Here is a 17,624-nt window from a genome sequence, read left to right as displayed (position 1 = left end):
AGGGATTTTAATGGAATTACAACTAGCTGGCCAAGCAGTGCCTGGACGCAAAAGAAAAATTCGCCTTCTGTTTGGCTTGTTTATGGGGCTGTTAATCGGATTTACGCTGTTTAGCAATACGCTAATGTCCTTAACCTTACCCAAGGTCGTGTTAGTCACGCCAAACCGAGGTGAACTTAATCATGACTTTCAAGGCAGCGGTATTGTGAAATGGCGGGTGCAAACGGCTTTGTCGGGTGAGCCTGGGATAAGGGTAAACAAAGTGAATGTTAAGGAAGGAGAGCCTGTTAAGAAAGGGCTGGTATTGATTGTTTATGACCAGAAGGCTGCAAAAAATCAAATACTAGATGAGCAGGCCGCTCTTAGTAAACTGCAGCTCCTCGATAAAGAGCTGCAGCAAAGCTATGTCGAAGCCTCCCAAAGCGGAGATGAGAAGAGCATCGAAAGCGCCAAACATGCGCTGAAGGTAAACGAGATAGATAGGGATATGCAGCAGCGGAGAATTCAGAAGCTGCAAGAGAATTTGGCAGAAACGAGCACACTGGTTGCGCCTTTTGACGGGATTGTAACCAAGGTTGGCGCGGTCGAGGGTTTGGCTTCATCCGAAGGAGGACCTGCTGTTATGATCGCCAACACGAGTCTTGGCTTTGAATTTGAAATTCTAGTTCCCGAGGCTGCAGCGGCTCCTCTGGAAAAAGGAGCGAAGCTTGATGTTCAATTGAGCGGCACTCAGGCTAGACAAATCGAGGGCAGCCTAGTGGAAATTCAAGACACTGATGCTCTTAGCCCAGCAGGTGAAGGCGGAAGCACAGCCTCACATACGGCAATGAAGAAATTGCTTGTTGCGATAAAGGATAATCAATTGCAGGGGGGAGAGCGTGCCGAGGTTATGCTGACTCAGAAGACAGATGATGTCATTCTGGTACCGAGTAAAGCGATTCACGATGAGGGAGACAAAAAATATGTGTTTGCCATGGAGGAGAGGAGTGGACCATTAGGCAACGCCTTTTACGTTCGCAAAGCGTACATTACAGTCGTTGATTCAAATGATACACAATCTGCCGTTACAGATGGGCTGTTCGAACAGCAGTCCATTGTATTCGAGAGCGGAGATCCGCTTCAGGATGGTGACAAGGTTCGCGTTCAGTAGGTAGGAAGCAGGAGCTTTACTCCATCTATTGCAACATGTATACGGAGGGACTTTCATTGATTGTAAGTACAAAACTTCACATCCCCCACGTGCGTCATTTTTTAGTATCTAGGCCGCGGTTGATACATAAGCTTAATGCGGGGATGGAAGCCAAGCTAACGCTTGTTTCTGCGCAGGCTGGATACGGAAAAAAGACAGCTTTAAGTGAATGGGTGCGGCAGTGCGATAGAGCTGTGGCCTGGATTTCACTGGATAAGCAGGATAGATGCCTGCATTTAACTTAAAACAGCAGCCCTTATCATGTAGGGGCTGCTGTTTCTGTCTTTTCAGCTGCATCAATGGCTATTAAACTTGATAGGAGTTAATGTAATTTTAGAACGGGCTCATCCCAATTGTATTGATTTTCTCGCCAGTTATACTGATGCCCATTCTTGTCGTAATGTCACGGTAATGACCAACACGGCGACCGACTCGGTAGTCCGTCTCGTCTTTGTTTCCTTCAAAGTTGCCGTTAATAATCATAATGGTTACACCAAACCCAGCAGGTGTTAACCCTTTGGCAATGTCTGACGCAGATGGTGTCCAGTTGCCGATCATTACATCATGTGCAGAAGGTTTCGGCGGTTGAGGAGTCATCCAAAATAAGATAGCTGTCATAAAGCCTAGCTTGCCGTCGTTTACGATTAATTCAGGTTGTTGGAGCAATGTGTTCTGAGTGCCATAAATAATTCCGCTAATAAGTCCGTAATTGTAGTTCCAGCTAAGCTGAATCGGTCCACGTCCGTGATACGACTTGCCTGGAACTGGAGGGAATTCGGCATGGCTTTGAATGTACCCTGTGTTTGTGGAATTAATATAAGCGACTTCTTCATTCCAAAATAGTCCCCAGCTCAGCTCGCCGCCAGGTGCTGTCGCCCAGCCTCCGCCTGTTTCATGCGCAATATTGGCGAGGAAAGCTGCCAGCTCGCGCTTGCGGTTTACAGTGGAACCTTCTTTAATAAATGTGCCAAAATCAACCGTTTTAGAGATGACCGGTACGGTTAAATTCCATGAAGCGTTGAAATCTGCATTTTGAGAAATGAGTGTTTCTGTTTTCGTTGTTTTGTTCAAGCGGAATACACGGTTGTTCCATGTAGCACCTTGGCGGTATTCAAGCTTGTACTTAATGTTTGCAACGTCTGTTACTGCAGCGATTAGGTTGTCATAAGAATAATAGTCGACTTGACCAGGTTTATAATACGTTTTGCTAGCAGCGAAAGTGTGCCATGCAGGTGTACCAATACGCATCGGGAACAGTGCTTCATATTCTGTTTTTGGCAGTGCGGCTTGTACGGCTGCCGCTGCGTTTGCTGGTGAATATTGAGGGTCAATTCCGCCCCATTGTGCTGTAATTTGTTCATCGGTTAGAACGCGGCTTTGTCCGACATTTAGTTCGGCAAGAGAGGTTTTTACGGTGATGGCCGTACTTGCTGTTGTGTTGCTGGAGCTGTCTTTTGAGGATACAGAGTAGATATACGAAGTGTCAGGCTGCAAGCCAGTATCGGTGTAAGTTAATGTGGAGGCGTTTGTGGAACCAACTTTTGTAGTGCCGCGGTAAATATCGTAACCAGTTACAGCAATGTTGTCTGTTGCAGCATTCCAAGTTAATGTGACTGAATTAGCGGTTTTTCCTGGCGAGGCAAGATTCGTTGGAGCTGTAGGCGGAGTTGGATCTTGGTTGCCCCCGCCCGTACCTGGCTCAAGCAGCAGCCATGGTGAGCTCGATGGAGCGCCAGCACCGGGTACATCGCCTTGTGTCCACCATTTGGCTCGATAGTTGTAGTTATTGTAGCTCACTTCATCGCCGGTTAAATACACTTGAGTGGACACCCACGGTGAGGCCGTTAATGCAGCTTGCTGCTGAGCAGCATTGGCGGACACGGTTTTTGACACCGCTTCCAATTGAGCCAATAATAACAAAGTGGATAATACAATGACGCTTATGCGGATGAGCTTTCTGCTTATCAGTTTGCGTTTCATAGACATCCTCCTAAACAATTTTGTTAATTTCAACAACAAGTATATAATCTTCCAAATATTTAATATATAGACGGTAATAACTATATTATTTTGTTTGTTTGTGTCGATTGTTACAACATTCGAACTATTTTTAGGGATAAATTTATGAGATATTAATATTTTTATGTAAAATAATACAAAAATACCCCAGTGCAATTGTACTGGGGCTTTGATCGATTTATTCGGTGTCTCGTGCAGCGTTAGAAAGGCCAAGCCAAGGTCCTAGGGTAGACCTTGTGCTATCTGTCGTATAGAAGCAGTCAAAAAGTAAGCTCAGGCCATTGCCAGATAACCCCCTAGTTTCGTTGATAATCATTAACGAAAAGACTTGCTCTAAATTGAGCAAGTCACAAACCGTCGCATATTAAAGCGATAAAGAGGCTGATTTTTTTTATAAGCTATTAATATAGGGTGAACTTCTATGATCCCCTTTTGTGCTCTTGTTACTTTAATATCGCGAATTTCCCAATAGTCGCCTGTTAGATGAATGCCGTAAGAACCATCATTGGTAGCGGGTCCTTGCAATATAGGGGGATTAGCTGGGTCACAACCCTTCAAAACGATGCGGCTGCCGGAAGTGCCGCTGGCGCCCGAATAGAAAACACCAGTTGGAACGCCGTTAGCATCCAATCTAGGATCACCGCTTGCAGCTCGAATACCTGAGTAGGACCCTGGCGCAATCGTGATTATTGTACCAGCGCTCGCATTGATCATCGCAGCTTGAATAGCAGCTGCGGAGGTTAATGCGCCGGAACAAGCTGCTATCCCACCGGACTGTGTAGTTGCGCTGACGGTATTGCTCGAAACCGATTGATTGCCTGCCGCATCCTTTGCTTTTACGTAATAGCTGTAGATTGTCGATCCGGACAAGCCAGTATCACTGGCTGTGGTTGCTGCTACCGATTTGAGAAAACTGCCGCCGCGGTAGATGTCATATCCAGTCACGCCCACATTATCCGAGAAAGCGTTCATCGGGCTGAGGTGTTTGGTGAGGGACAGCTTTAAGAAAAATTACGAGAATTTAATAAAAATTACAAAGAAAATAATGTAACATTATGTTATTGTGGAAAATATATCAAAAATAAAATTAAAAGGAGGGGTAAGTATTATGAAAAAAATAGAAATTATAAAAATAGGGCCGAAAAGTGCTTTTAAAGCGACATTATATTTTGCTATTATTCCATTATCCATTATGGTTGCTTTAGGCTTTCTAGTCGCCATTATTGGACTCGCTATTGGCAAGCCAGGCTTACTGATTGCAGGAATTCCTTATATTATAATGCCCGTTATACTAATTTTTGTTTATGGCTTGATTGGGATGTTAAGTGCCTTCATCTATAGTAAGCTAGCTACAAAGTTTGGCGGTCTTGAAGTAACGGTTGTAGAAAAGGATAACCTTATAGGATAATCCGTCATGAAAGACCGATCTCAGCTTCGTGTAGAACGCTGGGATCGGTCTTTCATTTTTAAATGTACGGTTGGTTATGCACGGACAGCGCACTTCTTCCAAAATCATATTATTCTCCTTGTTTCTCGTGATGTAATAGCCAGTTTTTACGTGTTAATCCACCGCCGTAGCCACCTAAATCACCATTTGAGTTGATGACTCGATGGCAAGGAATCATAATCGCAAGCTGATTTGCGCCATTGGCCTGAGCGACAGCACGATAGGCGGATGGTTTACCGAGTGCGGCGGCGATGTCTGAATAGGAACGTGTTTCGCCCGGCGGAATTTTCATTAATTGCTCCCATACGCTCTTTTGAAAAGGTGATCCAAGCAACGAGACAGGGGTTTTGAATTCGGTCAGTTTTCCATCAAAATAACGGGTCAATTCACTTTCAATCGATTGGATCGGTTCCGTGACACCTGGAATGATGGCGGATTTTGTCCGTTGACGAAGCCTTTCTACTTCGCGCTCTAGCCCTCGCCGATCAACAAATTCAAGAAGATAAAGTGCACTCTCATCCCCAATCGCAATCATCGGCCCAAGCCTTGTATCGATCCAAGAAGCTTTCAGAACCTTACTATTCTCTACTAATGTAGGCGCGGCCCCCATAATTCGCGAGAAAGCATCTCTGAAACCGCTGCTGGATTCATAACCAGCAGATAGCTGAGTATCAATGATCGTTTGACCCGATCTAATGTTCTTCAAGGCAAGTCCCATGCGGCGGGCGCGAGCATATTCAACAAACGTCATGTCAAATCGCTTCTTGAACTGACGGCGCGCCGTTGATTCATCAACCGAAAGGTTTTTGAAATCTTGTTCCTTCCATCGTTTTTCAGGATTTTCCTCAACGGCAGCAACAAGCTGGCGAACAACCTCCGATACATGGTTTGGGTGGGAAAGCGGACGGCATCTTTGGCATGGCCGATAGGAGGCAAGCAGCGCTTGTTGTGCCGTCTCATAAAATTCGCAGTTTTCAAATTTAGGCTTTCGTGCCGGGCAAGTTGGACGACAGAACACGCCAGTCGTTTTGACGCCTACATAAAATACGCCTTCATACTCCGTTCTTTTCTCTAATAATGCCCTGTAGTATTCTTCGTTACGCTCTGCAGGTACCATGTATGCACGCCCTAATCTTAGATTATGCTCTTATTATAGAGCCTTCAGAAATATAACGTAGCCGAAAATCAGGCATTTATTTTTTTGATTCGCATGTACTCAGATGACGTTCGTAATCTGATTACCAGAATGCAATCCAACAACGGATGACGCTTATCTTGGCTTTGACACGGCTTTACAGTCCTTCATGTTGATTGCGCAGTAAGAGAAAAGCCAAGAAATATGCTAGTTATAACCCAGCATTTTCTTGGCTTTTGAGTATGAATAAATTGTCGAGCTTGAATCCACTTCAATAGCGGCAGGATGGTGCTATTGCTTAAATAAAAGCTCTTTACCATCCGAAAGATACGTATAATAGTGATCTTTTGAAGCTTCTTCAATATGCTCGAATGCCCAGTGAGCAGAAGTCGCATCCGGCCAAGATGGTGTGGTCACGCCTGTAAGCGGTCCTCTTCCTAGCAAACGGTTCATAATAGTAACTGCTTGCGCACGTGTTACATATTCCTTCAGACCGAACGAGCCATCTTCAAAACCGATCATAACCCCCGCTTTGTTTACAGCGGCAATAGCTGCTGCAGCCCAATGCTGATCAGATACGTCCTCAAATGTGTTCGTGAATGGTCCGTTAAGATCAGCATTTAACCATTTGGCCGCAATCATTGCCATTTCGGCTCTCGTTATGCGGTCATTTGGCCGGAAGTTGCCCTGCTTATCGCCAATCATTAATCCAATATCTTGTAGCTGCTCGATGTTAGCTGCGGCCCAGAAGCCTTTTGCAACATCCGGGTAGAGCTTTTGGTATTCATAAACATTAGGTAAATTTTTGTTGCGTGCTAGTAAAGCCGACATCTCCGCTCTCGTGATCGTGTTATTCGGGCGGAATGTGCCATCAGGGAAGCCTTTAATATAAGCATTATGATGGCCAGGGTTTGCAATGTTCAGGTCAGTGAAAGACTTCAAAGTGCCTGTGAAGCCGCTGCCCGGCTTATAAGATACGGTTGCTCCATAACCAACGGGAATAGGATTCTTCAACTGAATAATAACTTGATTGCCATCCATTCTAACGTCTTTTATTTCCACTGCCTGGCCACTAATTTTTACTATAAAGCCTGATATGTCCGCCTTACCGCTGCCATCAACTAGATCAAGAACAATGGTTCCCGCTTTTGGATCGATGGTGGTCTTCTTTACTTGCTCCGTCACAGGCTGAGCGGGTATGACGGTGCTTTCACCTGTCGACCGTTCTGTTAACTGAATAACGGAGAAAATGCTAAACTTGTCAATTTCAATCTCTAGCCCAATTGGAGTGTCACCGCTGTACACAATGGCAGGTTTCATTACTACTTTTTCTCCATCGCTATGCTCTACAAAGATTCGCAGCGAATCTAAAAAACTGTCGTAGTTGCTTGCAGGCACGGTGATTCCGTTCTTTGCAAATGGTAAGAACAGTGTTGTTGTGTAATCGCGATAGTTTGTTTCAATTTCCAACGAGGAGCCGATCACTGCAACATTTCGGCTTCCAGCTGCTGCTCTGACAACTGTCTCATTCACAATGCTGGTATTTAATTCCGATTGATGACCAGCATCTTTTACTGGAATTAAGCGGAAAAACAAGTCAAGATAACGATCTGCCATTTGGTCAATAACGTTTGCAGCAATGGATATAGTTGCATATTCTGTACGTATATCCAACGTATTTTGGTTTGTGTTTAACAGTCTTAAAGATTGTCCAGGAATTTCGACAGCAATCTCACCTGGCTCGTCTCCTGCAACCTCATCAACAAGTACAGTTGATACTCCGTTTTTTGTTCTAAGATCATTAATAAACCTTGCTGCTGCTGCCGGATCAAAAATGGCTTTGTCAATTTTTACTCCGTTTGACAACATAACACGATTAATGCCAACCGGCTCACTCACCTCGTTGTCTGAGCCGCCAACAACAGGGACTTGTCGATAATTCTCGATTGTTGTCTTTGTTAGGTTCTCGGCTTTGACAATTAACAGGAATGTGCGGGTTTTCGTTACACCATTTTTAGAAACGGAAGCGGTGAGTATAACACTCTCATCCTTTGCATGACGATGAACAAGTGTCTTAATTGATCCATTCTCAGGCAATGAAATTTCAATTGCACTTGGCTTGTTGGAAGCCCAATCGATCATCGTTTCATTTGCCCCTGTTGTTACAATGAGTACAGGAAGCGTAACACTCTCCCATGTATCGTTTGCTTGGTAACCGATCTGCAGAGCCCTCAGTGCATCATCAATTGCTTCGTCTGTCGTGAATTCGACCGTTATAAGCAAGGGCTTGCTTTCATATCTGTCTTTTTCCGTTAATGTCACTTGAATTTTGGTTCCAGGCTCAAGGTCAAGTCCTCCGATGACCACGGTTCCCGTCTCTTCTCCGGTATTTACCGCACGTTTCAACTCTGTACCATTCTCGTCGTATACAATAATGGTCGCCCCAGCAGGCACCTCTACTACCTTAACGCTGCCATTCGATACACTTGCTTTAACCTTTGAACTTTCCGGTGAGCCACTATCTATTTTTGCTGTGCTAGAAGTGGATGGGCTTTCCAGCTTTCCAACTTCTGCAATTGCAACCTTAACCAAGTCTCCCTCACCAAGTACATGCGGGGCTTCAATGTTAACTACAACGGTAGCTATGGACGTATCCGTGTTTGTAACTGTACCAATAACATCGCCGTTCTTGTCATATACGTTGATAGTTGCACCTGGTGGTACGTCTTTAATGGTTACTGCGTTTTTCGTTGCGTTTGTTTCCACATTGTTGCTCTCAAGCGGAGCGCTTTCCGTTTTTGCTTCGCTCGATATCGGTTTACTTTCCAGATGACCGTCTTCTGTGATCGTAACTTTTACAATATCGCCTTCAGCAAGCGCGTTTGTAGGTTCAATAGTAACGACAACGGCTGTTTTTGATGTGCCTGTATTTGTAGCCTTACCGATAACATCACCATTCTCGTCGTATACTAGAATGGTTGCACCCGGCGGTACATCCTTGACGGTTACGGTATTGTTTGTTGCGTTCGTTTTAACGTTATTTGTGTCAAGCACGCTGTCCAGCTTCGCTTCGCTAGACACTGGCTCGCTTTCGAGCTTGCCTGTCTCTGTAACTGTAACTTTAATGTTGTCTCCTGCCACAAGCGTATGCGGTTCTTTAATTTCAACTACGATATCTGCTTCCGTGCCAGTGTTAGTAGCTGTTCCAATAACCTCGCCGTTCTTGTCATAAACGTTGATGGTTGTACCTGGCGGTACGTCTTTAATCGTTACCGTATTGTTCGTTGCGTTTGTTGTGATTTTTTTCTCGTCCAACGGGTCGCTCTCCAGCTTCGCTATGCTTGTTACTCGTTCGCTTTCTGGCTTGCCGTCTTCTTCTGTAATTGTAACCTCAATGATGTCACCTTCTTGAAGCTTGGTTGGCGGATCAATAGTGACTACCACTTCTGTTTCTTCATCGCCGTTGTTAGTCGCTGTACCGATGAGCTCGTCATCGTCACCATACACTTTAACAGTCGAGCCCGGTGGGACGTCTTTAACGGTTACTGTGTTTTTGGGTACATTCGTAGTGATATTCTCTTTTTCAGGCGCACTGCTCCGTAAAATAGGAGATACTGCTGTTACGTTGCTGGCTACTTCACCACTTTTTGCATATGAAATATCAATCTGGCTGGCGCCAGCTAGTATATCCTTGCCTTCGTCGGTCAATGTCAAGTGGGCCGTTCCGTTCGTTGCAATTGACGAGGTTGCAATGACTTCATGATTGTCGTCGTATAGGGTTACGGCTACTCCATTCGGAACGCCAGTAATCATCACATTACCTTTAGCCGTATAGGACAATACGATGTTATCTGCTACAGGCGCCTCAGTCATAATCGCTGAGCTGCTCGCAGAAGTGCCTCCGTTACGGGTGACTACGGTAATATTGTTAGTACCGGCCTGCAGATGACTCGAATCATCAAAGGTATAAACAAGCACGCCTTCACTATTTGTACTGTACTCGCCGTCTACTAATTGATTGTTAACATAGATATCAACCTGTTCATTAGGCAAGTTATCACTTTTGCTAATGCCGTTGACCTTGATATCAATACCCGTCTGTGCTCCAACACCTGTGGAGAATACTTTATTGATTGTAACTGCACTTGGTCCTTGCTTGTAATTTCCGTCGGATTTTAGTCCTCCTTCAACGTAGGAGTTTTTGAAATACCATGCCAGAATATCATGATGGGAGTTGGCTCCCCCTGTACTTGCGCCAAAGCCTACATATACCTCTTTGTTCATAAGGGATTTGCCGACATTGCGAGTCAGTGATCTGTTATCCGCATTCGTTCGATTATTACTTAAACCATAGGTAGTGGTAAGATTGCCATTCTCGTCATAATCAACCCAAACATGAACGTAAGCATTGCTTGCGCCGTAATCGTACAAACGGAAATTAGCGCCTTGCAAATTATCAATAACATCGCCGCTGCCCTGTTGATGATGGTTGTTGCCATTCATTACAATAGCGACATGATCGGCAGTAGGGCCGTTTGGATTCGTTACCGGATGATATTGATTTAAGCGATTAAAAGGGGTGTTGGGGTCATTGTATTGAATTCCCTTATGAGGTCCGATGTTTTTCCACGTATCGAACTCTACTCCTACGGAGTTTGGAATACCGGCATAACCTACGCCTTCGCCTACCCCGCCTAGAACAGGAGTCGGATTATCCTGAATAATAAAAGTTAGACCATCAGCGGGTCCCGGAAAGTTTAAATTATTTAACGAAGTGCTCCCATTCAAATGCATGACAAAATAAGTGCTAAAACCGCCGTCAAGCTTAATCTTATTTGTTCGAACGACAATTCCGCTCGAATCATTCGTTACCGGCACTACTCTTAATCTTCCGTCTGCTGTTGTTGCGTTGTTATTTCGGCCCGGGTTAACCGGGAAGCTCAACACTCTGGTCGCATCATTAGATACAACTGCAGTAGGACCAGTATGAGTAAACTTTTGCCAACCCACATAGATTGGAAGCGAGTCAGGCTCGGAATCCGCCAGCACAGGCGTTATTGGTGCAGCCGCAAATACCAAAATAAAGGAAGTAACAACTAATAAAATCCTTCTAAAAAATGAATCTTTGTGTAGATGATCAACATGCATGATTTTTCCTCCTGGTTGTTGTCAACAATTTGTAAAAAAATATGCTAATTAGAACTTTCCTAATTGTACCATTCGATTCTGGACAAACTCTAAACATCCCTTGATATGTTGATCAGCACTTGTAAATCATGAATAAAATTACTTTATTGCTTCACTTTATTATTTTCGAGAAAAAAATGATGAAAAACCTATGTGTAAGCGATTGCAGCTGGGAAGTGTTCGTTATTTAGGGGCAAAATAAGTTGATTTATTAAAGGATAAAGATGTACAATAGTTGGGTGATTGATAAAGAAGTATCGGGTATTCAGAATGTTAATGGTCCTGACTATGCATTAGTGATAATTGTCACAATATAATCAGGCATTTACATGATTAAAAATAGTTAGTTAAACTCTAAGGAGGATTTTAATATGGCATTGGTATCGATGAAAGAAATGTTGAACAAAGCGTTAAAAGAAGGCTATGCAGTTGGTCAATACAACATCAACAACTTGGAGTGGACACAAGCCATTCTAGGCGCTGCTCAAGAAGAGCAATCCCCGGTTATCCTTGGCGTTTCTGAAGGCGCAGCTCGTTACATGGGAGGTTTCACAGTTGTAACTGCAATCGTGAAATCACTAATTGAAGAAATGAAAATTACAGTTCCTGTTGCGATCCACTTGGATCACGGTTCCAGCTTTGAAAAATGTAAAGCTGCGATCGATGCTGGATTTACATCCGTTATGATCGATGCTTCACACTCACCATTTGAAGAAAACGTAAAAACGACTCAAGAGGTTGTTGCATACGCGCACGAGCGCGGCGTTTCTGTTGAAGCTGAGCTAGGTACAGTTGGCGGACAAGAAGACGATGTAATAGCTGAAGGCGTTATTTATGCAGATCCTAAGGAGTGCTTCGAGCTAGTACAACGTACTGGTATTGACTGCCTTGCTCCTGCACTTGGTTCCGTTCACGGTCCTTACAAAGGTGAACCAAACCTAGGCTTCAAAGAAATGGAAGAAATTTGCCAAACAATCAAATTGCCACTAGTATTGCATGGCGGCACAGGTATCCCAACTGAGCACATCAAAAGATCAATTTCGCTAGGAACAGCGAAAATCAACGTAAATACAGAAAACCAAATCACATTCACAAAAATCGTTCGTGAAGTGTTGAGCGCAGATTCCGAAGCTTTCGATCCGCGTAAATTCCTTGCTCCAGGTCGCGAAGGAATCAAACAAACAGTTATGGGCAAAATGCGTGAGTTTGGTTCATCCAACAAAGCGTAAGATCATTTTCGAATATACAAAAAAGAGCTGTCTTTCAAACGCCGCTGGCGGGAGAAGGGCAGCTCTTTTTTTGTTATCTGATTTGCGGCAAACGCAAGGCTGCTCACGTTCCCGCCAAGCTAAGCGCCAGCAAATAAAAAGGATTTCAATTAGAAACGAGGAATATAATGTAAAAATAAACATGCATAAACAGAATGGAGAATGGCCTATCGAGCTCCCTTACTATGAGCAATATAAAAGGATTTTTGTGCAGACAGCGAAGCCTTTTGCTTATGTAAATCTTGATTTATTGGATGCGAATAGCAGAGCCATTGCGGCTGCGGCGGGTGACAAAAAAATTCGAGTCGCAAGTAAATCAATAAGGTCTGTGGAGGTTCTTCGACGTATTCTTCATTCAGACAAAGTGTATCAAGGCGTTATGTGTTATACGGCAAGAGAGGCGGCTTTTCTGCTGAAGCATGGCTTTGATGATTTGCTGCTTGGTTATCCCGTTTGGGAGCCGGGCGAAATATCAATTCTGTTAGAAGCTGCAGCTAGTGGCCGAACGGTTGTATTTATGGTTGATTCCATTCAGCATGTGGAGCATATCGAGCGGCTTGCAGCAGCCACTGGCGTACAGGCAGCCGTTTGTCTGGATATCGATATGTCTGCAAACTATCCAGGACTGCATTTTGGCATATGGAGATCACCGGTAACCTCATGGCCACTGGCTAAGCCGATTGTCGAGAGGATTATGCAATCCAAATGGGTAAGGCTGGACGGTGTAATGGGCTACGAGGCGCAAATTGCTGGGGTAGGGGACCGGGTTTCGGGACAGTGGTTAAAAAATTCATTCATCCGCCAGCTGAAGCGGCGTTCAATTCGAGAAGTAGCTGAAAGGCGTGAGGAAGTGCTGCAAGGTATTCACGCGTTAGGCGCGGAACTGCGCTTTGTAAACGCTGGAGGCACTGGGAGTATAAGCAGCTCTAAGCTGGAGCAGGGAGTAACGGAAATCACCGTAGGCTCCGGTTTTTATTGTCCTACGCTGTTCGATCATTATGCTGATTTTCAGTATTTTCCTGCTGCCGGATATGCGGTGGAAATCGTGCGGAAGCCTAGATTAGATATGGTAACCTGCTTGGGCGGGGGTTACACCGCTTCAGGTGCTGTTAGCGCGGAAAAAGCGCCGCAGCCGCATTTGCCGGAAGGCTTAACGTTGATTTCGTTAGAAGGCGCCGGTGAGGTGCAGACGCCGCTTCGTTGTCCGAGCGGTTTGGCTCTCGAGTTAGGAGATCCAATCTTTTTCCGGCATGCGAAGGCTGGGGAATTATGCGAACGGTTTCCAAAGCTGTATGCGATAACTGGGGAAGGCATCGTTGACGAGTACTTAACCTACCGCGGAGAAGGGGAATGTTTCCTATGACAGCGAATCGGAATAGCTGGACAAATTGGTCGGGGTCAGTCACTGCCGCTCCTGAGCTTATTCGGCATCCGAAGACGATAGATGAAGTAGTGGCAATCGTTCGTCATGAGAGTTTGAAGAAAGGCAAATATTTGCGCGTTGTAGGGTCAGCGCACTCTTTTACGGCGGTTGCTGCTTCTGATCAGGTGCTTGTATCGCTTGACGAGCTGCAAGGAGTGGTGAGCGTAAATGCTGACGAGCAGACGGCTGTCGTCTGGGCAGGAACGAAGCTGAAGCGGTTAGGCGAGCTGTTGCATGAGGAAGGACTGGCGCAGGAAAATCTAGGCGATATAGATGTTCAGTCGATTGCAGGTGCGATTAGTACAGGAACTCACGGATCAGGGCTGCGCTTAGGAAGTATAGCTACACAGGTGATTGGCATAACGGTCGTAAATGGCTTAGGAGAAGTGATGGAATATACGCTGCAGTCACATCCGGCTGTATTTCGAGCATTACAGGTTTCATTAGGCACATTAGGCATTATCGTTCAGGTAAAGCTCCGTTTAAGGAGCTCTTATGTACTTTCCTATGAGAGCAAACGTATGGCTTTGACGGACTGCTTGACGCAATTGCCGAATCTTGTAGAGGATAACCGGCATTTTGAGTTTTTTTGGTTTCCATATGCGGAGACTTGTCAGGTCAAACTGATGAATGAGACGGATGCGCCCATACCTACGAACAAATGGATTGAATATGTAAATGAAAAGCTAATTGAAAACACATTGTTTGGCTTACTATCAGGGCTTTGTAAGATGATCCCCACTGCAAGTGCTGCCATAAGCAGGTTAAGTGCATCAAGTGTACCCGTTGCGACGAAAGCGAACTATAGCCACCGCATATTTGCGACAGAAAGAACCGTCCGTTTTTATGAAATGGAATACAGCTTGCCGAAAGAAGCCATGACGTCGGTCATTCGTGAAATGCGAGAGGCAATGGAACGTGAGCGATTCCATGTTCATTTCCCTATTGAGTGCCGTTACGTGGCGGCTGATGAAATCTGGCTTAGTCCTGCGTATGGCCGCGATTCTGCCTATATAGCAGTCCATATGTATAAAGGTATGCCGTACAAACGTTATTTTGAAGTGATGGAGCAAATCTTTCTTCGGTATGAAGGCAGACCCCACTGGGGGAAAATGCATACGCTCAAAGCTGCCAATTTAATTAAGCGCTATCCGATGTGGCAGGAATTTGCTGAAATAAGAAAGCAAATGGACCCTCATGATTTGTTCATGAGTCCTTATTTGCGGGAGTTGTTTACGACTCAAAATTAGCTTTTACATCCGCTAGATCATGTTTAAGCCGGGTAATAAAGCTCTTTGAAATCGGAGTAGAGTGATGTCCTTCAGGCTGAATAAGGCCTAAATAAACAGCACCTTGGCCAGTTAAATCGAGCTCCAAAATGACCGATTGATCCCGAATAATGGACAAATCACTCACAAAAGAGTAATCAAGGCCGATGGTTACGGCATGATGATTTAGGAGTGCCCTGCCAATCGAATTCGGGTTGTTTGTCGTAAACAAAATATCCACCGTGCCATATTTGGCTTGAAAGTCATCCATAAACCATTTCACATAATCATCATTATACAAGACGATCGTTTGCTGCATAATTTCCTCTGGCGTAATCGTTTTGTTAAGCGCCAATGGAGACTGTGTGCTTACTGCAGCAACCATCTTTACACTCATCAAGCGTTCAATGGACAGTCCGATATTTTCAACAAGGCGATTCTCAAACAATATAATAAAACCCAAGTCAGCTCGATTATGCAGAATGTCGTCGATAATTTCCTGAGAGCCCTTCTCGAAAATTTCCATTCGTATTTGCGGATAATCCTTTTTAAAATCCATGACGGCATTCTCAATCAGAAAAGCATGGCCGGGAATGGTGGCGAATCGCAAATGGCCTTGTACAGAATTAGAATAGCCCTGTGTGGTCTCGACTAGCTCTTTGTACTTGTTAAGAACTTCATACACCTTTTTTATAATTACAATTCCTTCGGCTGTTGGTACTGCTCCTGAACGAGATCGTTTTAGGATGACAACCCCCCATTCCGATTCTAGGCTTGAAATCGCCTGGCTAATAGCCGATACGGTCACATGAAGATTTTGAGCGGCAGCCGAGATCGACCCCGTTTTTACAACTTCAACAAGATACTCCAGCTTTTCGATATTCATGAATGACCTATCTCCCTTGTTTTAGTTTTTCTTAAGTATAATTCAATTTGTTTAAATTTATCTTAACTTATAACAGTGATAAGATGAAATCAAGGTACAGCTACTCGTACTTATAAAGTAAGAGTGAAATTGGCGGATTATGGACAACGTAATCGAGACCGTTTTTGGGCTCGAATCATAAGAAGGAGTGTTGATAACATGAGATTCCAAGATAAAGTTGTTATTGTTACTGGCGGTGCAAGCGGTATTGGCGAAGTAACCGTCCGATTATTTGCCGAAGAAGGGGCGAAAGTGGTCATTGCGGATTTTTCTGATCATGGGCAGGGCGTTTCCGATCAGTTGAATACAGAAGGCTTTGATACCTTGTTTGTAAAAACGGACGTGTCCAACGAGGACGACGTCATTCATATGGTATCCCAGACAGTGAGCAAATATGGCAAGCTGGATGTTCTGTTTGCAAACGCAGGTATAGCTAAGGACGGGCCTGCTGATCTATTAAGCTTAGATGCCTGGAATAGAACCATTGATATCAATCTAACAGGTGTATTTCTCTGTGATAAATATGCAATCAAGCAAATGATTGAACAAGGCACAGGCGGTTCCATCGTAAATTGCGGCTCCATCCATAGCCACGTTGGCAAAGCAAATGTTACTGCGTATGCTTCTGCGAAAGGCGGCGTTAAGCTTTTGACACAGTCGCTGAGTGCGGACTATGCAACTAAAGGCATTCGAGTCAATGCAATATGCCCAGGATACATTGATACACCGCTCATCGCAGGGCGGAATGAAGCGATTACGCAGCATCTTATCGATTTGCATCCGATGAAACGCCTTGGCAAACCTGAAGAAGTCGGTAAAGCCGTGTTGTTCCTTGCCAGCGATGATGCTTCTTTTATAACAGGTGCCAGCCTGCTTGTTGATGGCGGCTACACAGCGGTATAATTCGCATTTCGATAACTAGGATCTCGTAAGGAAGACAAATCCGAAAGGAAGGATCAACGATGAGATTACAAGGCAAAATTGCTGTTATTACAGGCGCAGGTACAGGTATAGGAAAAACAACAGCACTTCGGTTTGCTAAAGAGGGAGCCAAAGTTGTCGTAACGGATATCAATTTTGAAAATGTTAAAAAAACAGCAGACGAGATTCAACAGTCCGGCGGTGAAGCGCTAGCTTTACACCATGATGTTAGTCATGAGGATAGCTGGACTCAGGTTGTTGACGCATCTTTATCCACATATGGACAAATTGATATTTTATTTAATAATGCAGGAATCTATTTCATCAAGCCTCTCGCAGAAACGACATTGGACGAGTTTAATCGCATGATGAGCATCAATGTCACCAGCGTGTTTCTTGGGATGAAGCATGTTATGCCGCTTATGGCGAAGAAAGGCGGCGGGTCGGTCATCAATGCCTCCTCCGTTGCAGGTCTAAAAGGGGCTGCAGGTCATATTGCATATGGTGCCAGCAAGGGCGCTGTACGAATTATGACCAAGGATGCTGCCGTTGAGTACGCTCCGGCTAATGTCCGCGTCAATTCGATTCATCCGGCCTACATTAATACGGCGATGGGAGCCTACGCTGTTAACACAGCTAAGATACCTGAGTCTGAATTGGCCAAAATTGTGGCGCCATTAGGACGCTTTGGTACGGTAGAGGAAGTCGCGAATTTAGTTGTTTTCCTGGCATCCGATGAATCATCCTTCTCAACGGGTGCAGAATTCATTCTCGATGGCGGGGCAACTGCGAGATAAATAAAAAAAGTAAGGGCACCCAAGCGCGGGTGCCCTTACTTTTTG

General features: G+C 44.7%; 12 protein-coding genes. 7 read left to right on the top strand and 5 right to left on the bottom strand.

Features of this window, described 5'->3' with window-relative positions:
- Positions 1 to 10: 10 nt before the first annotated feature.
- Positions 11 to 1,150 (top strand): efflux RND transporter periplasmic adaptor subunit, encoded by a 1,140-nt coding sequence (locus BK120_RS05580; protein ID WP_076266482.1) that lies wholly within the window; start codon positions 11 to 13, stop codon positions 1,148 to 1,150.
- Positions 1,151 to 1,522: 372 nt separating this feature from the next.
- Here the strand turns inward: BK120_RS05580 and BK120_RS05570 are convergent, their stop codons facing one another.
- Together BK120_RS05570 and BK120_RS05565 are read right to left on the bottom strand one after the other, a co-directional pair.
- The gene (locus BK120_RS05570) at positions 1,523 to 3,169 is read right to left on the bottom strand and encodes a glycoside hydrolase family 19 protein (protein ID WP_144376692.1); all 1,647 of its coding nucleotides are present in this window, start codon (positions 3,167 to 3,169) and stop codon (positions 1,523 to 1,525) included.
- A gap of 372 nt (positions 3,170 to 3,541) precedes the next feature.
- On the bottom strand, positions 3,542 to 4,153 hold the full coding sequence (locus tag BK120_RS05565) for a hypothetical protein (RefSeq protein ID WP_076266479.1): 612 nt from the start codon (positions 4,151 to 4,153) through the stop codon (positions 3,542 to 3,544).
- Between the two features lie 163 nt (positions 4,154 to 4,316).
- Here BK120_RS05565 and BK120_RS05560 point away from each other — a divergent pair, with 163 nt between their 5' ends.
- Positions 4,317 to 4,616 carry a hypothetical protein gene (locus BK120_RS05560; protein ID WP_076266478.1) on the top strand — a complete coding sequence of 100 codons (300 nt, stop codon included), beginning with the start codon at positions 4,317 to 4,319 and terminating at the stop codon, positions 4,614 to 4,616.
- Positions 4,617 to 4,725: 109 nt separating this feature from the next.
- Here BK120_RS05560 and BK120_RS05555 read toward each other — a convergent pair whose 3' ends face one another.
- Positions 4,726 to 5,772 (bottom strand): bifunctional transcriptional activator/DNA repair enzyme AdaA, encoded by a 1,047-nt coding sequence (locus BK120_RS05555; RefSeq protein ID WP_076266477.1) that lies wholly within the window; start codon positions 5,770 to 5,772, stop codon positions 4,726 to 4,728.
- Positions 5,773 to 6,081: 309 nt separating this feature from the next.
- Positions 6,082 to 10,938, bottom strand: a complete 4,857-nt coding sequence (locus BK120_RS05550) for an S-layer homology domain-containing protein (protein ID WP_076266476.1) — start codon at positions 10,936 to 10,938, stop codon at positions 6,082 to 6,084.
- Between the two features lie 410 nt (positions 10,939 to 11,348).
- Here BK120_RS05550 and BK120_RS05545 point away from each other — a divergent pair, with 410 nt between their 5' ends.
- The 3 genes from BK120_RS05545 (at position 11,349) to BK120_RS05535 (ending at position 14,918) form a co-directional block, all read left to right on the top strand.
- Complete coding sequence (locus tag BK120_RS05545) at positions 11,349 to 12,206, top strand: class II fructose-bisphosphate aldolase (RefSeq protein ID WP_054025684.1); 858 nt, start codon at positions 11,349 to 11,351, stop codon at positions 12,204 to 12,206.
- 247 nt (positions 12,207 to 12,453) lie between these two features.
- Positions 12,454 to 13,608, top strand: coding sequence for an amino acid deaminase/aldolase (locus BK120_RS05540; RefSeq protein ID WP_256710806.1), 1,155 nt, complete (start codon positions 12,454 to 12,456; stop codon positions 13,606 to 13,608).
- Entirely contained in the window at positions 13,596 to 14,918 is a 1,323-nt protein-coding gene (locus BK120_RS05535) for a D-arabinono-1,4-lactone oxidase (RefSeq protein WP_076266475.1), read from the top strand. The genes BK120_RS05540 and BK120_RS05535 overlap by 13 nt, the downstream gene beginning before the upstream one ends.
- On the opposite strand, the gene BK120_RS05530 is transcribed toward BK120_RS05535, so the two are convergent.
- Entirely contained in the window at positions 14,902 to 15,822 is a 921-nt protein-coding gene (locus BK120_RS05530) for a LysR family transcriptional regulator (protein WP_076266474.1), read from the bottom strand. The genes BK120_RS05535 and BK120_RS05530 overlap by 17 nt on opposite strands.
- A gap of 198 nt (positions 15,823 to 16,020) precedes the next feature.
- On the opposite strand from BK120_RS05530, the gene BK120_RS05525 reads away from it, so the two are divergent.
- Positions 16,021 to 16,764, top strand: a complete 744-nt coding sequence (locus BK120_RS05525; RefSeq protein WP_076266473.1) for an SDR family NAD(P)-dependent oxidoreductase — start codon at positions 16,021 to 16,023, stop codon at positions 16,762 to 16,764.
- Between the two features lie 59 nt (positions 16,765 to 16,823).
- Positions 16,824 to 17,579 carry an SDR family NAD(P)-dependent oxidoreductase gene (locus BK120_RS05520; RefSeq protein ID WP_076266472.1) on the top strand — a complete coding sequence of 252 codons (756 nt, stop codon included), beginning with the start codon at positions 16,824 to 16,826 and terminating at the stop codon, positions 17,577 to 17,579.
- Positions 17,580 to 17,624: the final 45 nt, after the last annotated feature.

The organism is Paenibacillus sp. FSL A5-0031 (genome assembly GCF_001956295.1).
Classification (GTDB): domain Bacteria; phylum Bacillota; class Bacilli; order Paenibacillales; family Paenibacillaceae; genus Pristimantibacillus.
This window is presented reverse-complemented; position numbering and strand designations above follow the sequence as displayed.